Annotated in this window: 20 protein-coding genes, 1 tRNA gene and 1 riboswitch; of the genes, 8 read left to right on the top strand and 13 right to left on the bottom strand. The window is 70.9% G+C overall.

From position 1 onward, the window contains the following. The first annotated feature begins 44 nt into the window (after positions 1-44). The 3 genes from AC07AW_RS32965 to AC07AW_RS32955 all read left to right on the top strand — a co-directional run bounded on the left by AC07AW_RS32965 (position 45) and on the right by AC07AW_RS32955 (position 3,872). Complete coding sequence (locus AC07AW_RS32965; RefSeq protein ID WP_478819172.1) at positions 45-1,031, top strand: SGNH/GDSL hydrolase family protein; 987 nt, start codon at positions 45-47, stop codon at positions 1,029-1,031. A gap of 421 nt (positions 1,032-1,452) precedes the next feature. Further along, complete coding sequence (locus AC07AW_RS32960; RefSeq protein ID WP_478819131.1) at positions 1,453-2,673, top strand: acetyl-CoA C-acetyltransferase; 1,221 nt, start codon at positions 1,453-1,455, stop codon at positions 2,671-2,673. A 365-nt stretch (positions 2,674-3,038) separates the two neighbouring features. Continuing rightward, positions 3,039-3,872, top strand: coding sequence for a hypothetical protein (locus AC07AW_RS32955; RefSeq protein WP_478819130.1), 834 nt, complete (start codon positions 3,039-3,041; stop codon positions 3,870-3,872). 39 nt (positions 3,873-3,911) lie between these two features. Here the strand turns inward: AC07AW_RS32955 and AC07AW_RS32950 are convergent, their stop codons facing one another. After that, complete coding sequence (locus AC07AW_RS32950; protein WP_478819129.1) at positions 3,912-4,241, bottom strand: hypothetical protein; 330 nt, start codon at positions 4,239-4,241, stop codon at positions 3,912-3,914. A 109-nt stretch (positions 4,242-4,350) separates the two neighbouring features. Between AC07AW_RS32950 and AC07AW_RS32945 the strand changes: the two genes are divergently transcribed. Beyond that, a complete protein-coding gene (locus tag AC07AW_RS32945) occupies positions 4,351-4,581 on the top strand; it encodes a DUF4287 domain-containing protein (RefSeq protein ID WP_189805629.1) in 231 nt (76 codons plus the stop codon). Positions 4,582-4,594: 13 nt separating this feature from the next. Here the strand turns inward: AC07AW_RS32945 and AC07AW_RS32940 are convergent, their stop codons facing one another. After that, positions 4,595-5,467 (bottom strand): alpha/beta fold hydrolase, encoded by an 873-nt coding sequence (locus AC07AW_RS32940; protein ID WP_478819128.1) that lies wholly within the window; start codon positions 5,465-5,467, stop codon positions 4,595-4,597. 103 nt (positions 5,468-5,570) lie between these two features. Here AC07AW_RS32940 and AC07AW_RS32935 point away from each other — a divergent pair, with 103 nt between their 5' ends. After that, positions 5,571-6,125 (top strand): TetR/AcrR family transcriptional regulator, encoded by a 555-nt coding sequence (locus AC07AW_RS32935; protein ID WP_478819127.1) that lies wholly within the window; start codon positions 5,571-5,573, stop codon positions 6,123-6,125. A gap of 64 nt (positions 6,126-6,189) precedes the next feature. Here the strand turns inward: AC07AW_RS32935 and AC07AW_RS32930 are convergent, their stop codons facing one another. Next, positions 6,190-7,092, bottom strand: a complete 903-nt coding sequence (locus tag AC07AW_RS32930) for a Bax inhibitor-1/YccA family protein (protein ID WP_478819126.1) — start codon at positions 7,090-7,092, stop codon at positions 6,190-6,192. A 185-nt stretch (positions 7,093-7,277) separates the two neighbouring features. On the opposite strand from AC07AW_RS32930, the gene AC07AW_RS32925 reads away from it, so the two are divergent. Continuing rightward, the gene (locus tag AC07AW_RS32925) at positions 7,278-7,889 is read left to right on the top strand and encodes a hypothetical protein (protein ID WP_478819125.1); all 612 of its coding nucleotides are present in this window, start codon (positions 7,278-7,280) and stop codon (positions 7,887-7,889) included. 45 nt (positions 7,890-7,934) lie between these two features. On the opposite strand, the gene AC07AW_RS32920 is transcribed toward AC07AW_RS32925, so the two are convergent. After that, a tRNA-Leu gene (locus tag AC07AW_RS32920) sits at positions 7,935-8,019 on the bottom strand. Between the two features lie 379 nt (positions 8,020-8,398). On the opposite strand from AC07AW_RS32920, the gene AC07AW_RS32915 reads away from it, so the two are divergent. Further along, positions 8,399-9,169 carry an ABC transporter ATP-binding protein gene (locus tag AC07AW_RS32915; RefSeq protein WP_478819124.1) on the top strand — a complete coding sequence of 257 codons (771 nt, stop codon included), beginning with the start codon at positions 8,399-8,401 and terminating at the stop codon, positions 9,167-9,169. Between the two features lie 53 nt (positions 9,170-9,222). Then, positions 9,223-11,754: an ABC transporter permease gene (locus tag AC07AW_RS32910; RefSeq protein ID WP_478819123.1), complete on the top strand. Its 2,532-nt coding sequence runs from the start codon at positions 9,223-9,225 to the stop codon at positions 11,752-11,754. A gap of 61 nt (positions 11,755-11,815) precedes the next feature. Here the strand turns inward: AC07AW_RS32910 and AC07AW_RS32905 are convergent, their stop codons facing one another. The 9 genes from AC07AW_RS32905 to AC07AW_RS32865 all read right to left on the bottom strand — a co-directional run bounded on the left by AC07AW_RS32905 (position 11,816) and on the right by AC07AW_RS32865 (position 22,282). Continuing rightward, positions 11,816-13,114, bottom strand: coding sequence for a class I SAM-dependent methyltransferase (locus tag AC07AW_RS32905; protein ID WP_478819122.1), 1,299 nt, complete (start codon positions 13,112-13,114; stop codon positions 11,816-11,818). A gap of 201 nt (positions 13,115-13,315) precedes the next feature. Then, positions 13,316-14,701, bottom strand: coding sequence for an NAD(P)/FAD-dependent oxidoreductase (locus tag AC07AW_RS32900; RefSeq protein ID WP_478819121.1), 1,386 nt, complete (start codon positions 14,699-14,701; stop codon positions 13,316-13,318). Positions 14,702-15,071: 370 nt separating this feature from the next. Beyond that, positions 15,072-16,010 (bottom strand): Ppx/GppA phosphatase family protein, encoded by a 939-nt coding sequence (locus AC07AW_RS32895; RefSeq protein ID WP_478819120.1) that lies wholly within the window; start codon positions 16,008-16,010, stop codon positions 15,072-15,074. Then, positions 16,007-16,549 (bottom strand): DUF501 domain-containing protein, encoded by a 543-nt coding sequence (locus tag AC07AW_RS32890; protein ID WP_478819119.1) that lies wholly within the window; start codon positions 16,547-16,549, stop codon positions 16,007-16,009. Before AC07AW_RS32890 ends, AC07AW_RS32895 begins: the two co-directional genes overlap by 4 nt. Before the next feature lie 22 nt (positions 16,550-16,571). Beyond that, entirely contained in the window at positions 16,572-17,042 is a 471-nt protein-coding gene (locus AC07AW_RS32885; protein WP_478819118.1) for an FtsB family cell division protein, read from the bottom strand. Positions 17,043-17,134: 92 nt separating this feature from the next. Continuing rightward, the gene (eno, locus tag AC07AW_RS32880; protein WP_478819117.1) at positions 17,135-18,421 is read right to left on the bottom strand and encodes a phosphopyruvate hydratase; all 1,287 of its coding nucleotides are present in this window, start codon (positions 18,419-18,421) and stop codon (positions 17,135-17,137) included. 311 nt (positions 18,422-18,732) lie between these two features. Continuing rightward, positions 18,733-19,440 (bottom strand): transglycosylase family protein, encoded by a 708-nt coding sequence (locus AC07AW_RS32875; RefSeq protein ID WP_478819116.1) that lies wholly within the window; start codon positions 19,438-19,440, stop codon positions 18,733-18,735. A gap of 3 nt (positions 19,441-19,443) precedes the next feature. Continuing rightward, positions 19,444-19,617, bottom strand: a riboswitch (cyclic di-AMP (ydaO/yuaA leader). A gap of 258 nt (positions 19,618-19,875) precedes the next feature. Continuing rightward, positions 19,876-20,904 (bottom strand): transglycosylase family protein, encoded by a 1,029-nt coding sequence (locus tag AC07AW_RS32870; RefSeq protein WP_478819115.1) that lies wholly within the window; start codon positions 20,902-20,904, stop codon positions 19,876-19,878. A 94-nt stretch (positions 20,905-20,998) separates the two neighbouring features. Then, complete coding sequence (locus AC07AW_RS32865; protein WP_478819114.1) at positions 20,999-22,282, bottom strand: cytochrome P450 family protein; 1,284 nt, start codon at positions 22,280-22,282, stop codon at positions 20,999-21,001. Positions 22,283-22,293: the final 11 nt, after the last annotated feature.

Genomic DNA, 22,293 nt, shown 5'->3' with positions numbered 1-22,293 from the left:
TGAACGGCTTGAAGGAGGTGACGGCCCCCATGTCGAGGGCGAGGGTGGCGCGGCGGATCGCGGCGGGTGCGGCGTACGGCGGCGGGAGCATCGGGCTGATCGGGGTGGCGGCGGTGGGGGTCCTCCTGGCCGAGGCACAGCTGGCCAAGCGCACGGTCTACGGCGCACCGGCGCCGCTGCCGCCGGTGGCGGACGGCCTCTACGGCCGCGCGTTCGGCACGGAGGACCCGCTGCGGCTGGCCCTTCTGGGTGATTCCACGGCGGCGGGCCAGGGCGTCCGCCGCTCGGGTCAGACCCCGGGCGCGCTCCTCGCCTCCGGGCTCGCGGCGGTGGCGGAGCGGCCGGTGGTGCTGCGGAACGTGGCGCTGTCGGGGGCGCGCTCGGACGACCTGGAGCGGCAGGTCTCGCTGCTGCTCGCGCAGCCGCTCGGGCCGCCGGACGTGTGCGTGATCATGATCGGCGCGAACGATGTGACACACCGGCTGCCGGCGACGGAGTCCGTACGGCTCCTCGCCTCGGCCGTACGGCGCCTGCGGACGGCCGGCGCGGAGGTGGTGGTCGGCACCTGCCCGGATCTCGGCACGATCGAGCCGGTCTACCAGCCGCTGCGCTGGCTGGCCCGGCGGGCCTCGCGGCAGCTTGCGGCGGCGCAGACGATCGTGGTGGTGGAGCAGGGCGGGCGGACGGTGTCGCTGGGCGACCTCCTCGGGCCCGAGTTCGCGGCGAACCCGCGCGAGATGTTCGGGATCGACAACTTCCACCCCTCGGCGGAGGGGTACGCGACGGCGGCGATGGCCATCCTGCCGACGCTGTGCGCGGCGCTGGGCGTCTGGCCGGAAACGGACCGGCTGGAGCCGGAGCGGCGGGAGGACATGCTGCCGGTGGCGAAGGCGGCGGCGGAGGCGGTGAAGGAGGCGGGGACGGAGGTCACGGGGGCGCGTGCGCCGTGGGCCCTCCTGAAGCACCGGCGGCGTCGCCGGCTCCCGACCGCGGAGACGCCGGCCCCGACCCCGGAGGACGCCCAGACGTGACCCGCCGGGGCGGTGGCCACCCCGTTGTGGGCATGCGTTCCGCCGGGGCGGAACGGGTGGGCACAACGGGCCCGCGCCCTGCCGGCGCCCGAGGCTTCAGGGCCTGGACCGGCACCCTTTGGCGCGGCACGCTGGGGGTGCGGGTCAGGGCGCGGAACGCGGAGGCGCCGCTGAGGGCGCCGTCCCGTGTGCCCACCCTCCCCCAAGCTCTCGGCTTCGCTCGAGCAGGGGGGACCCCCATCGCCCCAGCGGGACGATTGCCCACACGGGCGTGGGCACCGCCCAGCGCGCGCGGAGGCCCGTCGACTGAGCGCTCGCTTAGAAAAGAGGTCCGCATCACATACCGGCAACGGTGACCCCGGCGGTACGTACGGGTAACTTCCCTTTCAGTCCGCCCACTCCGCACCCTCATGGAGCCGTGATGCCCGAAGCCGTGATCGTCTCGACCGCCCGCTCGCCCATCGGCCGGGCCTTCAAGGGCTCCCTGAAGGACCTGCGGCCGGACGACCTCACCGCCACGATCATCCAGGCCGCGCTGGCCAAGGTCCCGGAGCTGGACCCGCGCGACATCGACGACCTGATGCTCGGCTGCGGCCTCCCCGGCGGCGAGCAGGGCAACAACCTGGGCCGGATCGTCGCCGTGCAGATGGGCATGGACCACCTGCCGGGCTGCACGATCACCCGCTACTGCTCCTCCTCGCTGCAGACCTCCCGCATGGCGCTGCACGCGATCAAGGCGGGCGAGGGCGACGTCTTCATCTCGGCCGGTGTCGAGATGGTGTCCCGCTTCGTGAAGGGCAACTCGGACTCGCTGCCCGACACGCACAACCCGCTCTTCGCCGACGCCGAGGCCCGCACCGCGCAGGTCGCCGCCTCCGAGGGCTCCAACTGGCACGACCCGCGCGAGGACGGCATCGTCCCGGACGCGTACATCGCGATGGGCCAGACCGCCGAGAACCTGGCCCGCTGGAAGGGCATCAGCCGCCAGGAGATGGACGAGTTCGGCGTACGGTCGCAGAACCTCGCCGAGCAGGCCATCAAGAACGGCTTCTGGGAGCGCGAGATCACCCCGGTCACGCTGCCCGACGGCACGGTCGTGTCGACGGACGACGGCCCGCGCGCCGGCGTCACCCTGGAGGGCGTGCAGGGCCTCAAGCCGGTCTTCCGCCCCGACGGCCTGGTCACCGCCGCCAACTGCTGCCCGCTGAACGACGGCGCCGCCGCCCTCGTGATCATGTCCGACACGAAGGCCCGCGAGCTCGGCCTGACCCCGCTGGCCCGGATCGTCTCCACCGGCGTCTCCGGCCTCTCCCCCGAGATCATGGGCCTCGGCCCGGTCGAGGCCTCCAAGCAGGCCCTCAAGCGCGCCGGCCTGACCATCGGCGACATCGACCTCGCCGAGATCAACGAGGCCTTCGCCGCCCAGGTCATCCCGTCCTACCAGGACCTGGGCCTGGACCTGGACAAGGTGAACGTCAACGGTGGCGCCATCGCCGTCGGCCACCCCTTCGGCATGACCGGCGCCCGCATCACCGGCACGCTGATCAACAGCCTCCAGTTCCACGACAAGCAGTTCGGCCTGGAGACCATGTGCGTCGGCGGCGGCCAGGGCATGGCCATGGTCATCGAGCGACTGAGCTGAGCCGTAGCGGAGGGTAGGGGTCGCCTGAGGGACGAAGGCGGCACCTGCCCGCAGCGGTGGCGAAGCTCGGTGCGACCGAAGAAGCGAGCGACTGAGCCGACGCCCTTGCACTGAGCTCCCGCTCTCCACGCGCCGAGCGCGTCAACCACTCCGCGTCCGAGCCGTGACCGAATCTCCCCCAGGATGTGACCTACGTCCCGGGGGAGTTCGTTTTCCCAGGTCAGAGTGGTTTCGGGACTAAACGCCTGGCTGAAATACCTGTCCAATTCGTGACGTAATGCACTGACAGCGGGCACCACCCCAGGACAAGCTGATGTAGGAAGTCGGGGGATCGACTCGGAATCGGGAGTACGTCAGTGAGCGCCATGTCTCTTGCCCTGCTGCTGACCACGGCCGCTGCCACGGCCGTGGGCGCTGCTGCCCTGCACGCCGTCCACGGTCTCCGCAAGGAGGTCACCGCCCTCCGGGGCGAGCTGGCCGCCGGTCACGGCGCCACGGTCCCCGCGGCCCGCGCCACGCCCGCCGCCGAGATACGGGCCGCGGTCGCCGAGGCGCTGGCCGAGGAGCGTGAGCGCGAGCTCGCCGAGGCGCGCGCCTTCTGGGCCGCGCAGGAGGCCCGTGACGCGGCCGACGCCCCGTCCCTGCTGGGCGGTCTGGGCGGCCCGGTCGACGACGGCACGATGTTCGTGCCGCGCCAGGCCGACTTCGTGGGCCTGGAGGCGATGGCGCTGGAGGCCATGGAGGCGGAGGCCGCCGCGATCGACGGTCCCGACCCGCTGGACGCCTTCGACACCTTCGACGAGTACCCGGAGGACTCGGCGGAGCTCGCCGCGGCCCGCCGCCGGCACCCCTCGCACCCGGACTTCGTGCCGGTGCAGACGCCCGTCGTCACCGACCACGAGCGGACGGTGGCCCGCCTGGAGGAGCTCGCGGACACCCGTACCGCGCTCACCGACGTGCGCCCGGGCCCGCTCGGCACCCTCGACGTGTACGTCTTCGCGGACGGCACCACGCTCTGCATGACCCCGGGTCACCGCGAGACCGCGGAGCGCCTCGCGGAGGCCCTGCGTTCGGGCCGCACCCCGGTCCTGCTCGGCGGTTCGGGCGTCTCGGGCGCCTTCGCCCTGACCTTCTCGTACGGCGACTCGGACGAGGAGAACGTCTACATCCTCGCGGACCGCGTCATCGCGTCCCTCTAGAGCCGTACAGGGGCCCTCCTGGGCCCCGGAGGCGGCCCGTCAGAGCCCCGCGCGCTCCGCCGCCTCCCGTACCAGCCTCACGGCCTCGTCCAGCTCTCCCCCGGTGGAGCCGGCCGGGGCCGTTCGCAGGATTTCGGCCAGATCGTTCCCGGCGACGGCGAGCTGGTCCCCGACCACGAACAGACCCGCGTCCGGCATGGTCCTCGGCTCCCGGTCCGGGTCCTCGGCACGCTGGGCGCGCACCGCCAACTCCCTGGCCAGGGCGAGACCTTCGGCCGCCGCGGCCTGCTTGAGGCGGCTCTGCGGGGCCGCCCGCAGCCGGTCGGCGAACCGCTCGACGGCGGTGGTCAGCTCACTCGTATCGCGCACCCCGCGACCCTACGCGCCCTCCCGGGCCCCTTGCCAACGGCCGAAGGCTTCGGCACGGTGACGGGAACGAGTACGGGAAGCACACGGTACGAAGCGTCCGGAGGCGCCGATGTCCCACACTTTCTCCGAAGAGACCCACCGCAACCTCTTGGCCCGGATCCCGCGCCGCACCGGTCGTGAGATCGCCGACTGGATGCGCACCGTCGAGGAGGGCCCCTCCCTCCTCCGCTTCGAGGAGCGCGTCAGCTGGCTCCGCGGGGCGCACGAGCTGGCGTACGGCCATGCGAAGGCGATCATCCACGAGTACGACCTGCGGCGGGCGGCCCGCAGACTGCTCTGAGACCGGTCGCCCGTCACTTCACGTGCCGGCCGAGGAAGTCGCGGACGAGTGCGGCGATCTCCTCGCCGTGCGTCTCCAGGGCGAAGTGCCCGGCGTCCAGGAGGTGGATCTCGGCGTCCGGCAGGTCACGGGCGAAGGCCTCCGCACCGGCCGGCCCGAAGATCTCGTCGCCGCGCCCCCAGGCCGCGAGCAGCGGCGGCCGGTGGGTGCGGAAGTACTCCTGGAAGGCCGGGTAGCCGTCCAGGTTGAACTGGTAGTCCCAGAAGAGCTGGAGCTGGATCTCCTTGTTGCCGGGCCGGTCGAGGCCGGCCTGGTCGAGGGTCCAGGTCTCGGGGCCGATCCGGTCGAGCCGGTCGGCGGGGACCCCGTGGGTGTACTGCCAGCGGGTGGCCTCGGCGGTCAGCAGTTCCCGTACGCCGGCCTCGTTCGCCGCCCGGTCCTCGGCGTGGGCGAAGAGCACGTCCCAGAAGGGCGTGAACCCCTCCAGGTAGGCGTTGCCGCTCTGGCTGACGATCGCGGTGACGCGCTCGGGGTGGCGGGAGGCGATCCGCAGGCCGATCGGCGCTCCGTAGTCCTGGATGTAGAGCGCGAACTTCTCCACGCCCAGCCGGTCGAGGAGTCCGAGCGTGATCTCGGTGAGCCTCTCGAAGCTGTACGCGAAGTCCTCGACGGCCGGTGCGGCGGAGGCGCCGAAGCCGATGTGGTCCGGGGCGATCAGGTGGTACGCGTCGGCGAGCTCGGCGATGAGCCCCCGGTACATGTGCGAGCTGGACGGGAAGCCGTGCAGCAGGACGAGGGTGGGGTTCGCCGGGTCGCCGGCCTCCCGGTAGAAGACGTCGAGCCCGTCGACGGTGACGGTGCGGGCGCGCAGGGCGTATGCGGACATGGCTGACTCCCCGTTTCCGGTTTCCGATCGAGAGAACGAGCGTTCTCCCGATGCCCTGTAGACTACGAGAACGATGGTTCTCCACGCAAGGGGTGATCGGACGATGGACGCGGAAACCGCCGAGCTGAAGCTGCTCGACACCGCGGAGCAGCTCTTCGACGAGCGGGGGGTGCAGGCCGTCGGCATGGACGCCATCCGCACCGCCTCAGGGGTCTCCCTGAAGCGGCTCTACCAGGTCTTCCCGTCCAAGGAGCTGCTCGTCGAGGCCGTCCTGCGGCGCCGCGACGAGGCCGTCCGGGCCGCTCTCGCCGGGCATGGCGCACGGGCCGCCGACGGGCCGTACGAGCGGGCCCTCGCGGTCTTCGACTGGCTGGCCGGCTGGTTCGCGGAGCCCGGGTTCCGCGGCTGCGCGTTCATCAACACCTTCGGGGAGCTCGGCGGGGTCACCCCGGCGGTCGCCACGATCGCCCGCGACCACAAGGAGGCCCTGCGGGCCTACTTCGCGGAGCAGACGGACGCCCTCGGCGCCCCGCCCGTCCTCGCCGACCAGCTGGCCCTGCTCGCCAACGGCGCCATGGCCGTCGCGGGCATCACCGGCTCCCCCGAACCGGCCGCGCAGGCCAAGGCGGCCGCCCGCGTCCTCCTGGACGCCCGCTAGACATACGGAAGGGCCCGCCCGGCACGAAGCCGGACGGGCCCTTCCCCCCGAGTCAGGGGATGCGTCAGTCGTCGCCCTGCAGGATCGACAGCAGACGCAGCATCTCCAGGTAGATCCACACCAGCGTCATGGTGAGACCGAAGGCGGCCAGCCAGGCCTCCTCGCGCGGCGCGCCGTAGGTCACGCCGTCCTCGACCTGCTTGAAGTCGAGGGCGAGGAAGCAGGCGCCCAGGATGATGCCGACGATGCCGAAGGCGATGCCGAGGCCACCGCTGCGGAAGCCGAGGCCGTCACCGCCGGCGAAGACCGCGAACAGCAGGTTGGTCAGCATGAGCAGCGTGAAGCCGATCGCGGCGGCGATCACGAAGCCGTAGAAGCGGCGGGTGACGCGGATCCAGCCCATCTTGTAGGCGATGAGCACACCGGCGAAGACCGCCATCGTGCCCAGGACCGCCTGGATGACCACGCCGTCGGCGATGTACGTCGAGACGGCGGCCGAGATGACGCCGAGGAAGACGCCCTCGAAGGCCGCGTAGGCCAGGATCAGCGCGGGAGACGGCTTGCGCTTGAAGGACTGGACGAGCGACAGGACCATCGCGACCAGGCCGGCGCCGATGGCGATGCCGTAGGACTTGCCCAGGTTCGCCGGGTCGACCGGCAGCAGCAGCCAGGACAGGACGGCGGTGAGCACGACCGTGCCGAGCGTCATGGCCGTACGGCTCACGACGTCGTCGATCGTCATCACATTGCCGCGCACCTGCTGCGGGGCGCCGAGCTGGACGTCCTGCGGGGCGTACGGGTTGGTCGCGTACGGGTTCGTCGCACCCTGGGCGTACGGGTTGCCCTGGGCGTACGGGTCGGTTCCGACGGCGGGGCCCCCGGCCTGCGGCTGCTGCGCGTTGAAGCCCGCGTAGCCGGCGTCGCGGCTGAACCCCCGTCGCGAGAAGACCGGGTTGCTGCTCCTCATCTCACTCCTCCATGGCAAGACCGCGCGGCGCGGTCTTGCGTCAAGAGTAATGGGTAGGCAAAAGAAACTCCCTAGTGCTCGGGGAGGATCTTTTCCCGTAAGTTTTCGATCTTCGTCGGTGCCGGAGGTCCCCGCTCCACCAGGCTCACCCCTGTCAGGAACCACCCCCTCCACAGGAGAGCCCCATGGCCGCCGAACCGAACGAGACCTGGACCCTGCGCCACGCGACCGCGTGGGTCTTCCTCGCGGACAAGAACCTCACCAGGCCCGTGCTCCTGGTCGGCGACGCCGGCGTCGCACTCGCCGAGCTCGCCGCGGGCGCGGACCACGGCTCGTACTCGCTCCTCGCGGAACTGACGGCGCGCGGCCACGATCTGATCCTGCTCGGCCTGCCCGACGACGGCTCCATGACCGGCGACGGCGGGACCGTCCAGAACACCGTGACGCGGGCGCTCGCGCAGAGCGCGGGCGAGGCCCGGCTGGCCGTCGGCGGCACCGGGCAGGGCGCCCTCGCCGCCCGTTACGCCCTCGCGGGCATGGAGTACCAGCGGATCGACCACCGGACGGGTGTCTTCTTCTCCCACAACGGCGCCGCTCCCGAGCTGGAGGACGAGGCCGAGCTGAGCCGGATGGGCGGCAGGCCGCGAACCCCCGTGTTCCTGCGGCTGGTCGACAGCGGTGTGGACGACGGCCTGGACGAGGGGACTGCCGACGGGACGATCAGCGGCGGGGCGGGCGGGACCGGCCCCCTGCTCTCCAAGGAGTACGGCTCCTGGCTGCTGGACCGTCTGCCGTAGGAGACGCCCCAGGGATGCCGTAGGGATGCCGTAGAGGCGAAACCGTGGTGCCCGGAACCGGACTCGAACCGGTACGGCCCGAAGGCCAGCGAGGTTTAAGCTCGCCGTGTCTGCATTCCACCATCCGGGCGTCGCCGCGAAGCTCCGCGTTGGCACATGAGCCTATCGGGACGGTTTCCCCCGATCAGCGGAACGTCGGCCCGATGTTGTCTTATTTTATTGACGTCTGAGGGTGCGTCAGTGCAGGTGGGGGCCCTTTCGCCAAACTGTGACGGGGGTCGCAGGCGCAAAGCGGCACCCCCCGGAATGACGAAAAGTCGCCGCACTTCTGTCACGTCGACGCGACGGCGCCTCTCAGGGGCGCCGTCATACCTCAGGAGGACTCGACGGCCCTCCGGTCAGACTCGAGACTGCCCTGGGAACGGGCATGTGGACGGACGACCGGGGCCACAACGCTCGACACGATGGAGGGGTTCCCGAATCGCCGTCGCAGTGACAGGAGTCCTCCCGTGACCACCACCCCCACCGTGTCCCGCGCCACCGCGGTGGCCGCCCGCGCCACGGATCTCACGAAGGTCTACGGACACGGCGAGACCCAGGTGGTCGCCCTCGACCATGTCACTGTGGACTTCCGCCAGGGCGAGTTCACCGCGATCATGGGCCCCTCCGGCTCCGGCAAGTCGACGCTCATGCACTGCGTCGCCGGCCTGGACTCCTTCTCCTCCGGCTCGGTCCGCATCGGCGAGACCGAGCTCTCCACCCTGAAGGACAAGCAGCTCACCCAGCTGCGCCGGGACAAGATCGGCTTCATCTTCCAGGCCTTCAACCTGCTGCCGACCCTGACGGCCCTGGAGAACATCACGCTGCCCATGGACATCGCCGGCCGCAAGGCCGACAAGCAGTGGGTCCAGCAGGTCATCGACATGCTCGGCCTCTCCGCCCGGCTCAGCCACCGCCCGTCCGAGCTCTCCGGCGGCCAGCAGCAGCGCGTGGCCGTGGCCCGCGCCCTCGCCTCCCGCCCCGAGATCATCTTCGGCGACGAGCCGACCGGAAACCTGGACTCCCGCTCGGGCGCCGAGGTCCTCGGCTTCCTGCGCAACTCGGTACGGGAGCTGGGCCAGACCGTCGTCATGGTCACCCACGACGCGACGGCCGCCTCCTACGCGGACCGCGTGATCTTCCTCGCGGACGGCCGGATCGTCGACGAGATGCTCCGCCCGACGGCGGACGGCGTCCTCGACCGCATGAAGGCCTTCGACGCCAAGGGCCGTACGAGCTGACGCGGCTCCGAGCCGCTCCCGTCCGCCGCCTCCTCGAACTTCAGGACCCACCCATGTTCCGTACCGCCCTGCGCAACGTCCTCGCGCACAAGGCGCGGCTGCTGATGACCGTCCTCGCCGTGATGCTCGGCGTGGCCTTCGTCTCCGGCACCCTCGTCTTCACCGACACCCTGTCCCAGGCCTTCCGCAACCAGTCGGCCAAGAGCTACGACGACGTCGCGGTCGCCGTCGAGATGTACCCGAACCCCGAGGAGGCCCGGAAGACCCCCGGCCTCTCCCAGCAGGTCGTCGACAAGGTCGCGAAGCTCGACGGGGTCGCCTCCGTCTCCCCGCGCGTCGACGGCTTCGCCGGTGTGCCGGACAAGGACGGCCAGCTGATCGGTGCCGGCTGGGCCAACAAGGGCGCCAACTTCTCCCCCGGCAAGGACGGCAAGGACCGCGCGTACACCTTCGTCACGGGCAACGGCCCGACGCAGGACACGCAGATCGCGCTCGACAAGGACACCGCCGACAAGGGTGGTTACCAGGTCGGCGACACCGTCCGCGTCGCCACCAACGGCCCGGTGAAGGAGTACGAGCTCGCCGGTGTCTTCACCACCGAGGACGGCGCCGTCAACGCGGGCGGCAGCCTGGTCCTGTTCGACGCGCCCGTCGCGCAGAAGCTCTACCTGAAGCCCGGTTACTTCCAGAACCTGACCGTCACCGCCGCCCCCGGCGCCGACGCCGGCAAGCTCCTCGACGAGGTCCTGACGGTCGTCCCGAAGGCCGCCACCGCGCAGACCGGCACGGCCCTCGCCGACCAGCAGGCCAAGGACATCGAGGCCGGCATGGGCGCGCTCAACCAGATCCTCCTGGGCTTCGCCGGCATCGCGCTCTTCGTCGGGATCTTCCTGATCTCCAACACCTTCACCATGCTGGTCGCCCAGCGCACCAAGGAACTGGCCCTGATGCGCGCGGTCGGTGCCTCGCGCAAGCAGATCACCCGCTCCGTCCTCGCCGAGGCCGGGCTGGTGGGACTCGTCGCCTCCGCCGTCGGCTACGTCCTCGGCATCGGCCTCGCGGTCGGACTCCGCTCGGCCATGAGCGCCTTCGAGCTGAAGGTCCCGGACGGTGACCTGGTCCTCGGCGCCACCCCGGCCCTGGCCGCGTTCGGCGTCGGCGTCCTGATCACGATGCTCGCCGCCTGGCTGCCCGGCCGCCGCGCCGCGAAGATCCCGCCGGTCGCCGCGATGAGCAGCGTCCACGCCACCGCGAGCACCAAGTCGCTGGTCGTCCGGAACTCCATCGGTGCCGCGCTCACCGCGATCGGTGTCGTCCTGATCGTGCTCGGCGCCGGCCAGGGCGGCGACGACGGCCGCATGCTCATCGCGGGCGGCGCCTTCCTCACCCTCATCGGTGTGATCGTCCTGATCCCGTTCCTGTCCCGGCCCGTGATCGCCGTGATCCGCCCGCTCTTCGTGAACGTCTTCGGCGTCTCCGGCAAGCTCGCCGGCCTGAACGCGGTCCGCAACCCGCGCCGCACCGGCGCCACCGCCTCCGCCCTCGCCATCGGTCTGACCCTCGTCACCGGTCTCTCGGTGCTCGGCGCCACGGTCGGTACGGCCCTGGACAAGGCGACGACCGACCAGATCAAGGCCGACTACATGGTCACCATGGCCAGCGGCAACAGCCTCAGCAAAGAGGCGCTCACCGCCCTGGAGAAGGCCCCCGGCGTCACGGCGGTCTCCCCGCAGCAGGCGGGCGCCCTGGAGATCAAGGGCGACTACGTCTCGGCCTCCGGCGTCACCCCCGGCGACATCGAGAAGGTCCTCAAGCTCGACGTCGTGAACGGCTCGATGGCCTCGCTCACCGAGGGCAGGATCGCCGTCGACGAGAAGACCGCCACGAAGCGCGGCCTGAAGGTCGGCGACACCGTCCCCGTCGAGTACCTCGACAAGCAGAAGGGCGAGCTGACCGTCGGCGCCGTCTACGAGGCCAGCGACTTCGTCTCGCCGGTCCTCATCGACCACAAGCTGATCGACGCGCACGAGGAGCAGTCGGAGATCCGCCAGATCTTCGTCTCGACGGACGGCGGCGCGAGCGCGGCCCACGAGCGCGCCCTGTCGAAGGCCATGGGTGACAACCCGGCGATCACCGTCATGGACCACAAGGAGATCCGTGACTCCTTCGGCGGCCCGATCAACATCATGCTGAACATCATGTACGGCCTGCTCGGCATGGCCCTGATCATCGCCGTCCTCGGTGTGGTCAACACCCTCGCGATGTCCGTCTTCGAGCGCCAGCAGGAGATCGGCATGCTGCGGGCGATCGGTCTCGACCGGCGCCGGGTGAAGCGGATGGTCCGTCTGGAGGCCGTCGTCATCTCGGTGTTCGGAGCGGTCGTCGGCATCGGCCTCGGCTCGTTCCTCGGCTGGGCGATCGGCGAGACCTTCAAGAGCAGCCTGCCGGGCTACGCCCTGGTCCTGCCCTGGGACCGGATCGGGCTCTTCCTGGTCCTGGCCGCCCTGGTCGGCGTCCTCGCCTCCCTGTGGCCGGCCCGGAGCGCGGCGAAGCTGAACATGCTCTCCGCGATCAAGGCCGAGTAGTCCCCGTACGACAGGAAGGGCCGGTCTCCCGCACGGGAGACCGGCCCTTCGCGTGCGTCCGTCAGACCTTCTCGTTCCAGACGCGCGGCCGCAGCGCCGTGCCGCTCGCGCCCGACACCGGGGTCTTCACGGCGAGGAACTGGTTCACGCCGATCCGGTTGCGTTCGAAGGAGACCGCCGAGGCCGCCATGTAGAGCCGCCAGATCCGGGCCCGGCCGGGCGAGGTGAGCCGGACCGCCCGGTCCCAGTCCGCCTCCAGGTTGGCCACCCAGCGGCGCAGCGTCAGCGCGTAGTGCTCGCGGATCGCCTCCACGTCCCGGACCTCGAAGCCGGCGTCCTCCAGGGTCGTCAGGGTGCGGCCCATGGGGGCGAGTTCGCCGTCGGGGAAGACGTACGCGTCGATGAACGCGTCGACCTCGTAGGCCTCCTCGTCGGGTTCGGGGCGCCGGGAGATCTGGTGGTTCAGGAGCCGCCCGCCGGGCTTGAGGAGGGCGTACAGGTCGTCGGCGTACTCCCGGTACTGCGCGGCGCCGACGTGCTCGGCCATGCCGATCGAGGAGATCGCGTCGTACGGGCCGTCGGTGACGTCGCGGTAGTCCTGGACGCGGATCTCGATCAGGTCGGTGAGGCCCTCGTCGGCGATCCGCTTGCGGGCGTAGGCGGCCTGTTCGCGGGAGAGGGTGATGCCGACGACCCTGGCGCCGTACTCGCGGGCCGCGTGGAGGGCCATGGAGCCCCAGCCGCAGCCCACGTCGAGGAGCCGGTCGCCCTCCTTGAGGTTCAGCTTGCGGGCGATGAGGTCCAGCTTGTCGCGCTGGGCGTCCTCGAGGGTGCCCTCCTCGGTCCAGTACGCGCACGAATAGACCATCGAGGGGCCGAGGACCAGCTCGTAGAAGTCGTTGCCCACGTCGTAGTGGTGACTGATCGCCTGCTTGTCACGGCGCTTGGTGTGCCGGCTGCCGTGACGGCCGCGCATCTCCTCGACCGGGGGCTTCGGCGGCGGCAGGGGCCCGGCGAGCCTCAGCAGGGATCGGGCGGCGGCGCGGAGCCTGGGATCGCGTACGGAGTCGAGCAGGCCCCTGGTCTCCTCGCCGCGCTCCCACAGGAGGCCCGAGAGGCGGTCCAGGAGCGCGTAGAGGTCGCCCTCGACGTCGATCTCGCCGGCCACCCAGGCGCGGGCCAGGCCCAGTTCGCCGGGTTTCCAGATCATCCTCCGCAGGGCCCGGCGGTCGCGGACGATCAGGACGGGGCCGCCCGCGGGGCCGGCCTCACTGCCGTCCCAGGCTCGCAGACGGACCGGGAGCGGTCCTCCGAGGAGTTCCTCGGCGAGAGTCGTCAGCCGCGACGCGGCGTCGGCCATGGTGCACACCTCCGTGATCTCGTGCCCCAGAAATGCTCGTCACCAAGGGAACACCGTCCGTAGGCGTCGCAGTCCCGCCGCCGCGCAACAAGTCGGCAAAACACGCGAAGGGCCGTCCGCACCACGGATGGCGGACGGCCCTTTTACGGCCTTGCGTGTACTGCTGGTACTGCTTGGTACTGCGGGTGGTGCGGGCGGTGCTTAGGAGGCCTTGGCCTTCTCCTGCGCCGGGGCGGCCGGCGCCGGGGCGGGCTTGGCCGCCTCGTAGAACTCCTCGCGCGGCGTCTCCATGGCACCGAGCGACACGACCTCGCGCTTGAGGAACATGCCCAGGGTCCAGTCGGCGAAGACGCGGATCTTGCGGTTGAAGGTCGGCATCGCCATGCCGTGGTAGCCACGGTGCATGTACCAGGCGAGACGGCCCTTGAGCTTGATCTTCACCTTGCCCATGACGATCATCGCGACGCCCTTGTGCAGGCCGAGGCCGGCCACCGCGCCCTTGTTGGCGTGGCTGTACTCCTTCTGCGGGAAGCCGCGCATGCCGGCCACCACGTTGTCGCCGAGGACCTTGGCCTGGCGCAGGGCGTGCTGGGCGTTCGGCGGGCACCAGGCGCGCTCGCGCGGGACGCCGGCCTTGATCGCGGCCATGTCCGGAACCTGGGCGTTGTCGCCCGCGGCCCAGACGTAGTCCATGCCGTTGACCTGGAGCTTCTCGTTGCAGTCCACGTGGCCGCGGGGGCCGAGCGGCAGACCGAAGCGGGCGAGCGCCGGGTTCGGCTTCACACCGGCGGTCCAGACGATCGTGTTGGAGTCGACCTCGAGGCCGTTCTTCAGCACGACGTGACCGTCGACGCAGGAGTCCATGGAGGTCTCGAGGTAGATCTCGATCCCGCGGGACTCCAGGTGCTCCTTGCCGTACTGGCCGAGCTTGGGGCCGACCTCGGGAAGGATCTTGTCGGCCGCGTCGACCAGGACGAAGCGCATGTCCTCGCGCGACACGTTCTGGTAGTACTTCGCGGCGTCGCGGGCCATGTCCTCGACCTCGCCGATCGTCTCGGCGCCGGCGAAGCCACCGCCGACGAAGACGAAGGTCAGCGCCTTGCGGCGGACCTCCTCGTCGGTGGTCGAGTCGGCCTTGTCGAGCTGCTCGAGGACGTGGTTGCGCAGGCCGATGGCCTCCTCGATGCCCTTCATGCCGATGCCCTGCTCGGCGAGGCCGGGGATCGGGAAGGTGCGCGAGACCGCGCCCATCGAGATGACCAGGTAGTCGAACGGCAGCTCGTACGCCTCGCCGACGAGCGGCGCGATCGTGGCGACCTTGCGGTCCTGGTCGATGGTGGTGACCCGGCCGGTGAGCACCTCGGCTCCGCGGACGACGCGTCGCAGCGGGACGACGACGTGACGCGGAGAGATGCTGCCGGCGGCGGCTTCGGGGAGGAAGGGCTGGTAGGTCATGTACGACCGCGGGTCGACGACCGTGACGGTCGCTTCCGCGTAGCGCATCTTCTTGAGGATGCGCCGAGCTGCGTACAGGCCTACGTACCCGCCGCCTACTACGAGGATCCTGGGACGCTCCGTGGTGCTCATGGGATCGAGTATCCCCCCCTCCTCAGGGGGGTGCTCGTGCGCCCCTTCACAAGCTCTCTGGACACCTCTGCTACACTCCGCCGCCCACGTGATCCACGTCATGGTCCTGCAAAGGAACCGGGGTGCACTGGTGAACGTTGTTCACCCCCCGTGAACTGGCCTGGAGAGCGGCCGTTAACGCTGAACCGGACTCCCGCTTCACACGATGGAAACATCGAGCGAATCGGCCTCCGCGCCTGCGAAAGGGCCCCGAGGCGCCCCTCGGAGGGCCTCATGACCTTCCTCGGGCACCATCGGGGCCCTTTTCCTTGTGAAGAACTTCACGAACCTTTTCCGACGGGGTGTCGCCGGAGGGCTCGATAGCCGCCCGCTATGCCACGGATAGGGCGATCCCATCGAGAATGTCGTGCTCGCTGACGACGACCTCGCGGGCCCCGACGCGCTCCACGATCTCCCGCAGGACGAGGGCGCCGGCGATGATCACGTCGACCCGGCCGGGGTGGATGACGGGGATCGCGGCCCGCTCGGCGTGGGTGGAGGCGAGGAGCCGCTCGGTCACCTCGGCGACCTGCTCGGCGGAGATCCGGGAGTGGTGGACCTTCTCGGAGTCGTACTCCGGGAGCCCGAGGGCGATCGCGGCGACCGTGGTGACCGAGCCGGCGAGCCCGACGAGGGTCTCGGCCGCGTCGATCGGGACGGTCTCGGCGGCCAGGTCGAGCGCGGTACGGACGTCGGCGCGGATCGCGGCGACCTCCTCGGCGGTCGGCGGGTCGTGGCGGACGTGCCGCTCGGTGAGCCGGACGCAGCCGATGTCGACGGAGCGGGCGGCCTCGACGTGCCGGTTGCCGACCACGAACTCGGTGGAGCCGCCGCCGATGTCCACGACCAGGCGCCGGTCGTCCCCGTGCAGCTCGCCGGTGGCGCCGGTGAAGGAGAACTCGGCCTCCTGGTCGCCGGTGATGACCTCGGGCTCGACGCCCAGGATCTCCACGACCCCGTTCACGAAGTCCTGGCGGTTCTCGGCGTCGCGGGAGGCGGAGGTGGCGACGAAGCGGAGCTTCTCGGCGCCGAGCTCCTTGATGACCTCGGCGTACTCGCGGCAGGCCGCGAAGGTCCGCTCCAGGGCCTCGGGGGCGAGCCGGCCGGTCTTGTCGACGCCCTGGCCGAGCCGGACGATCGTCATCCGCCGGTCCAGCTCGATCAGGTCACCCGTCGACCCCGCGCCGGAGGCGCTGTCGGACACAGCGACGTCGGCGACGAGGAGGCGGATGGAGTTCGTACCGCAGTCGATTCCGGCGACCCGGGTCACTTGTCCTCGCCCTCCTTCTTCTCCGCGCACGGGTTCACGCACGGGCCCTTCGCCCACCACTCCGGCAGCATCGCGAGCGCCTCGTCGCCGAAGGGGTTCACGCCCGGGCCCGCGGCCAGCGAGTGGCCGACGAGGACGTGCAGGCACTTGACCCGGTCCGGCATGCCGCCGGCGCTCGGGAAGCCCTCCAGGACCTCGATGGCGTCACGGCGGGCGATGTAGTCCTCGTGCGCGGCCCGGTAGGCGGCGGCGAGCTCCGGGTCGGTGGCGAGCCGGGCCTGCATCTCCTTCATGACCCCGTTGGCCTCCAGGGTGCCGATGGCCGAGGCCGCCCGGGGGCAGGTCAGGTAGTACGTGGTCGGGAACGGCGTGCCGTCGGGGAGCCGGGGCGCGGTCTCGACGACGTCCGGGTTGCCGCACGGGCAGCGGTGCGCGATGGCGCGCAGGCCGCGGGGCGGGCGGCCGAGCTGGAGCTCGAAGGCGGCGATGTCCTGCTCGGTGGGCTCGGTGCGTTCGGTCTGCGGAGGGGGCGTTTCCATGTCTGCCTTGCTCGTCAGGTCGTTACGGGCGGTCGGCGTGGTCGACGCCGTCCCAGAGGTTGTCGTACCAGGGGCGGTCGGCCGCCCCCTGGTCGGCGCGGGGCCGTTGCTCCGCGTCGGGGTCGTTCACGGTGAAGCCGGTCTCGCCGGGGAGCAGGTAGTGCAGGTGCTCGCGGGCGAGGCGGCGGACGTAGGCCGGGTCCTGGAGGCGGGCCTTCTCGTCCTTCAGTTCCTCGACCCGCCGGGCGGCCTCGGCGGCCCTGCGCTCCTGCTCGGCGATCTCGCCCTGCTGGGAGACGTAGCTCCGCATCGGGTAGGCGAGGGCCACGACGAGGGAGCAGACCACGAGGGCGAGGAAGGCCGCACGGCCGGTGAGCCGGGAGCGGCGGGCCTGGCGGCGGGTCTGGGAGCGGTAGACACGGGCGGCGGTCTGCTCGCCGAGCAGTCTGATCCGGGTCGCGGTCGAGAACCGGTCCCGGTCCTTCGCGGCCATGTCGTGTCGCCTCCCCTGTTCAAACGTGCGTCCCCGCACACGGTACGGGACCGAGTACGGGGACGGACGGAAGCTGCCTTACGGGGCCGGTGTCAGCCCTTGAAGCGCGGGAAGGCGCTGCGGCCGGCGTAGACCGCGGCGTCGTCGAGGATCTCCTCGATGCGCAGGAGCTGGTTGTACTTGGCGACGCGGTCCGAGCGGGCCGGGGCGCCGGTCTTGATCTGACCGCAGTTCACGGCGACGGCGAGGTCGGCGATGGTGACGTCCTCGGTCTCGCCGGAGCGGTGGGACATCATGCACTTGAAGCCGTTGCGCTGGGCGAGTTCGACGGCGTCCAGGGTCTCGGTCAGCGAGCCGATCTGGTTGACCTTGACCAGGAGGGCGTTCGCGGTGCCCTCCTCGATGCCACGGGCCAGGCGCTCCGGGTTGGTGACGAAGAGGTCGTCGCCGACGATCTGGACCTTGGCGCCCAGCTTGTCGGTGAGGACCTTCCAGCCGGCCCAGTCGTCCTCGAACAGCGGGTCCTCGATGGAGACCATCGGGTACGCGGAGACGAGCTCCTCGTAGTACTCGGTCATCTCGGCGGCCGAGCGGGACTTGCCCTCGAACTCGTACGTGCCGTCCTTGTAGAACTCGGACGCGGCGACGTCGAGCGCGAGCGCGACATCGGAGCCCGGGGTGTAGCCGGCCTCCTTGATGGCCTCGACGATGAGGTCGAGGGCGGCGCGGTTCGACTCCAGGTTCGGGGCGAAGCCGCCCTCGTCGCCGAGGCCGGTGGAGAGGCCCTTGCGCTTCAGCACGCCCTTGAGCGTGTGGTAGATCTCGGCACCCCAGCGGAGGGCCTCGGAGAAGGACTCCGCGCCGATCGGGGCGATCATGAACTCCTGGATGTCCACGTTGGAGTCGGCGTGCGACCCACCGTTGAGGATGTTCATCATCGGAACGGGCAGCAGGTGCGCGTTCGGGCCGCCCAGGTAGCGGAAGAGAGGCAGGTCGCTGGCCTCGGAGGCGGCGTGCGCGACGGCGAGGGAGACGCCGAGGATGGCGTTGGCGCCGAGCGAGCCCTTGTTCTCGGTGGCGTCCAGGTCGAACATGGCCTGGTCGATCAGGCGCTGCTCGGTGGCGTCGTAGCCGACGAGCTCCGGGCCGATCTGCTCGATGACGGCGAGGACGGCCTTCTCGACACCCTTGCCCTGGTAGCGGTTGGGGTCACCGTCGCGAAGCTCGATGGCCTCGAACGCACCGGTGGAGGCGCCGGACGGAACAGCAGCACGACCGGTGCTGCCGTCGTCGAGGCCGACCTCGACCTCGACCGTGGGGTTGCCTCGGGAGTCCAGGATTTCCCGGGCTACGACGACGTCGATGGACGGCACGAGCATCTCCTTCTGGGATGTGACGCTGGATGTGACGCAAGGTCGTGCAGGGTCGCGTGGCCTTGCGACAAGAGCCTAACCGGCTCGGGGGCTCCGGCCCGCCGTGCGCCCGCCCCCTGGGACGAAAAAGGACCCAAGGGCACGCATCCCGGGACGAAGGACCCCAGATCTACTGGACGGTAACCGTGGAGTGCTCCCGGAAAAGGGGAAACCCCGGTCCGGCGCGCACGGGGGAAGGGGCACGCCGGACCGGGGTGGTCACCGCGGGAGGGTCGTCGGGGCCGCGTGAGCCGCCGGACTCACGCGAGCCGCCGGGCTCACTTCAGGTGGAGCTGCTGACCCGGGTAGATGAGGTCGGCGTTCTCGACGACGCCCTTGTTCAGCTCGAAGAGCTTGGCCCAGCCGCCCTTGACGCCGTGCGCCTGGGCGATCTTGCTGAGGGTGTCGCCGGCGACGACCTTGTACTCGCCGTCACCCTTCTTGACCTTCTTGCCGGTCGGGGTGGTGACGGTCTTGGGGGCCTTGCGCTGCTCGCTGCGGGTGGTCGGCTGCTCGGCGCGACGCTCCTGCTGCTTCGGGGCGGCCTGCTGCGGGGCGGCCTGCTGGGGCGCGCTCTGCTGCGGGGCGGTCTCGGCGGCGCCGCCGTCGTAGGAGGCGCTGGAGAGGCCGACGCCGCAGCTCGGCCAGGCACCCTTGCCCTGGCCCGCGAGGACCTTCTCGGCGATGGTGATCTGCTGGGCCTTCGAGGCCAGGTCGGCGCGCGGGGCGTAGGCGGTGCCACCGAAGGCGGCCCAGGTGGAGTTGGTGAACTGCAGGCCGCCGTAGAAGCCGTTGCCGGTGTTGATGGACCAGTTGCCGCCGGACTCGCACTGGGCGACGGTGTCCCACTCGGCGGTGGTGGCGGCCGAGGCGGTGCCCGCGGTCAGCAGCGGGGCGGCGACGGCGACACCGGTGACGCCGACGAGCGCGGCGACCTGGGTGGCCTTGGAGGGACGACGGTGTTTGCCCTTGGCGGAAAACAGCATGGGGATTCTCCTCACCGACGCCTGTGAGGTGAGCTGTCGGGTTCGGGCCGGAAAGTTGCCCGGCCGCGTGTCCTTGCACGCGGCTTCACCCCAAGCCGATCGTCGGCCGTCTGTCTCAACGGCCGGGACCGGCACTTACCTTGGGTCCCCCACTCCTGCCTTCGGCGCTTGCGCGACGACTGTTCCCATCGGCCGACGGCAGGATTCGGCGTTTCGGTCGACGGGGCCCGCGGTGGCGAGCGGTGACGACCGTAGACACAGACCCACCGGAAGTTCAAAGAGGCTCATTGCGGAAAAATCGCCCCTACTTGCCCTCCGGTGGGCGGTGTTTGCGCAGGTGAGAGGTGACAGAAGCAAAGTTTGCGGACGTGACACGCCAGTTGGGACGAAGAGACCCATGTCTCACTTGCCCAGAACCGGACATAAGCCCGCGAACTAGCCCGCCGTCGCCGTCGAACCGGCCGTCAGGTCGAGGCTCTGACCAGGCAGGATGAGGTTCGGATCGGTGCCCACCGTGTGCTTGTTGGCGTCGTAGAGGGCGGTCCAGCCTCCGGGGAGTTCGTTCTCCTCCGCAATTCCGGACAGGCTGTCACCCGGCTGCACGGTGTACTCGCCCGAAGTGCCCTGACTGTCCGTTGCGCCCGAATTCTTCGCTTCGTCAGTCACCGGCGTGGCGTCGACCTCCTCCCCGGACTTGTCCACACCCGAAGCGTGTCGACCGGTTTCGGACGAGCCGCCCGTTGTGTCGGATTCCTCCGGGGCGGCCTCGCCCCGGTGCTTACCGGTGCCGGGCATGGCCGACGGCACGTCACCCTTCGGCGTCTCGGACGAATCCGGCGTACCGGGCGTAACGGACGCGTCGGGGGTGACCGGGGTCGCGGGAGTGGTGGGCGTCGCCGGGGTGGCGGGCGTGGCGGAGGTCGCCGGGGCGGTCGGCGTGGCGGGCGTCGCCGGGGTGGCGGGCGTCGCGGACGCGGCGGACCGGCCCGCGGCCGAGCCTTCGTTCCCCGTGGTGCGGTTGGACTCGGGGAGGGGGCCCGTGGGGGTGGTCGGGACGGCGGCCGGGCCGGGGTTCACGCCGGTGGCCTTGCCGTCGTTCTTCAGGCCGGCGATCGGCGCGCAGGTGGCCCACTCGTCGCTGCCCTTGGCGAGCGCCTTCTCGGCCATCGCGATCTGCTGGGCACGGCTGGCCAGGTCGGGGCTGGGCGCGTACGTGAGGCCGCCGTTCCGCTCCCAGCTGTCCTGGGTGAACTGGAGGCCGCCGTACATGCCGTTGCCGAAGTTGGCGCTCCACTGGCCGCCGGACTCGCACTCGGCGACCCGGTCCCAGGTGGCGGCGTCGGCGGCGGAGGCGGATCCGGTGGCGAGCAACGGCAGCGCCATGGCGGATCCGGTCACGCCCGCGGCGACGACGAGGGCGGGGGCCTGACGGGGGCGACGGTGTCGTCCGTTCCCGGAGCGCATAGGAACGCCTTTCACGTGACGGCTGAGACTGCCGGGAAACGTAGCGGCATTCGAACGCCCGTCACAAGTCGATCGCCCCCCGATCACGTAAAGATCACATTCCTGATGGTCCGTCAGTAGCCAAGAGCGGTACGGAAGGGGAGAACTCCACCGGAAGCGTGCGCAATCCACGCATGATGAGCCCGCCGCGCCACCGGAGTTCGGACGGATCCGCGGCAAGTCGCAGGTCCGGCAGGCGAGTCAGCAGGGTCGCGAGCGCGGTCTGCCCTTCGAGGCGGGCGAGCGGCGCGCCGAGGCAGTAGTGGATGCCGTGCCCGTATCCGAGGTGCTGGTTGTCGCGCCGGGCGAGGTCGAGGGTGTCCGGCCCGTCGAACCGCTCCGGGTCCCGGTCGGCGGCGGCGAGCACCACGAGCACCGGGTCGCCCGCCGGGATCCGCTGCCCGCCGATGGTCAGCTCCCGCGTCGCGTACCGCCAGGTCGCCATCTCCACGGGCCCGTCGTACCGCAGCAGCTCCTCGACGCCGGTCTCCAGGAGCCCCGTCTCCCCGGCGGCGAGCGAGGCCTGGAGCCGGGCACGCTGCTCGGGATGCCGGAGAAGCGCGTAAAGTCCGTTTCCGACCAGATTGACGGTCGTCTCGAAGCCGGCGAAGAGAAGGATGAACGCCATCGCGGCGGCCTCGTTCTCGGTGAGGTGCTCGCCGTGGTCGGAGGCCTTGATGAGCCCCGAGATCAGGTCGTCCCCCGGCACTTCGCGCTTGCGGTGGATCAGCTCGGCGAGATAGCCGCGCATCTTCTTCACCGACCGGGCGACCCCGCCGCGCGGCCCTCCGCCGTGCCGGATCATCATCCCGGCCCAGTCCCGGAAGTCGTCCTGGTCCTCCGCGGGCACGCCCAGGAGGTCGCAGATCGCGTAGATGGGGAGCGGGAAGGCGAACTCGTGGATGAGGTCGGCGCTCCCCCGCTCCACGAAGGAGTCGATGAGCCGGTCCGTCAGCTCCTGCACGCGCGGCGCGAACTCGGCGACCCGGCGCGGGGTGAAGGCCTTCGACACGAGCCGCCGCAGCCGGGTGTGGTCCGGCGGGTCGATGTTGAGCAGATGCGTCATCAGCTCGGCCTTGCGCTCGCCCGGGATGCCCGTCTTCCCCTTCGCGTGCGGCGACTCGTCGTGGTGCGCGGGGTTCTTGGAGAGCCGCTGGTCGGCGAGGGCCTGCCGGGCGTCCGCGTACCGCGTCACGAGCCAGGCCTCGACCCCGCTGGGCAGCGTCGTCCGGTGCACGGGGGCGTGCTCCCGCAGCCAGGCGTAGGCGGGATACGGATCGCTCGCGAACTCCCAGGTGAACAGCTCGGGCGCGGGGGTGGGGCCGGGGGTCGTACTCACGGCACGACCGT

This window comes from Streptomyces sp. NPDC044003 (assembly GCF_056435185.1).
The sequence above is the reverse complement of the archived record's forward strand: the minus strand, read 5'-3'. Positions and strand labels throughout refer to the sequence as shown.

What these genes read in the sequence shown, in the direction of transcription:
- AC07AW_RS32960 (WP_478819131.1), top strand. Translation starts at nt 1,453, where the DNA reads ATGCCCGAAGCCGTGATCGTCTCGACCGCCCGCTCGCCCATCGGCCGG.
- AC07AW_RS32955 (WP_478819130.1), top strand. Translation starts at nt 3,039, where the DNA reads ATGTCTCTTGCCCTGCTGCTGACCACGGCCGCTGCCACGGCCGTGGGC.
- AC07AW_RS32945 (WP_189805629.1), top strand. Translation starts at nt 4,351, where the DNA reads ATGTCCCACACTTTCTCCGAAGAGACCCACCGCAACCTCTTGGCCCGG.
- AC07AW_RS32940 (WP_478819128.1), bottom strand. Translation starts at nt 5,467, where the DNA reads ATGTCCGCATACGCCCTGCGCGCCCGCACCGTCACCGTCGACGGGCTC.
- AC07AW_RS32935 (WP_478819127.1), top strand. Translation starts at nt 5,571, where the DNA reads ATGGACGCGGAAACCGCCGAGCTGAAGCTGCTCGACACCGCGGAGCAG.
- AC07AW_RS32930 (WP_478819126.1), bottom strand. Translation starts at nt 7,092, where the DNA reads ATGAGGAGCAGCAACCCGGTCTTCTCGCGACGGGGGTTCAGCCGCGAC.
- AC07AW_RS32925 (WP_478819125.1), top strand. Translation starts at nt 7,278, where the DNA reads ATGGCCGCCGAACCGAACGAGACCTGGACCCTGCGCCACGCGACCGCG.
- AC07AW_RS32910 (WP_478819123.1), top strand. Translation starts at nt 9,223, where the DNA reads ATGTTCCGTACCGCCCTGCGCAACGTCCTCGCGCACAAGGCGCGGCTG.
- AC07AW_RS32905 (WP_478819122.1), bottom strand. Translation starts at nt 13,114, where the DNA reads ATGGCCGACGCCGCGTCGCGGCTGACGACTCTCGCCGAGGAACTCCTC.
- AC07AW_RS32900 (WP_478819121.1), bottom strand. Translation starts at nt 14,701, where the DNA reads ATGAGCACCACGGAGCGTCCCAGGATCCTCGTAGTAGGCGGCGGGTAC.
- AC07AW_RS32890 (WP_478819119.1), bottom strand. Translation starts at nt 16,549, where the DNA reads ATGGAAACGCCCCCTCCGCAGACCGAACGCACCGAGCCCACCGAGCAG.
- AC07AW_RS32885 (WP_478819118.1), bottom strand. Translation starts at nt 17,042, where the DNA reads ATGGCCGCGAAGGACCGGGACCGGTTCTCGACCGCGACCCGGATCAGA.
- eno (WP_478819117.1), bottom strand. Translation starts at nt 18,421, where the DNA reads ATGCTCGTGCCGTCCATCGACGTCGTCGTAGCCCGGGAAATCCTGGAC.
- AC07AW_RS32875 (WP_478819116.1), bottom strand. Translation starts at nt 19,440, where the DNA reads ATGCTGTTTTCCGCCAAGGGCAAACACCGTCGTCCCTCCAAGGCCACC.
- AC07AW_RS32870 (WP_478819115.1), bottom strand. Translation starts at nt 20,904, where the DNA reads ATGCGCTCCGGGAACGGACGACACCGTCGCCCCCGTCAGGCCCCCGCC.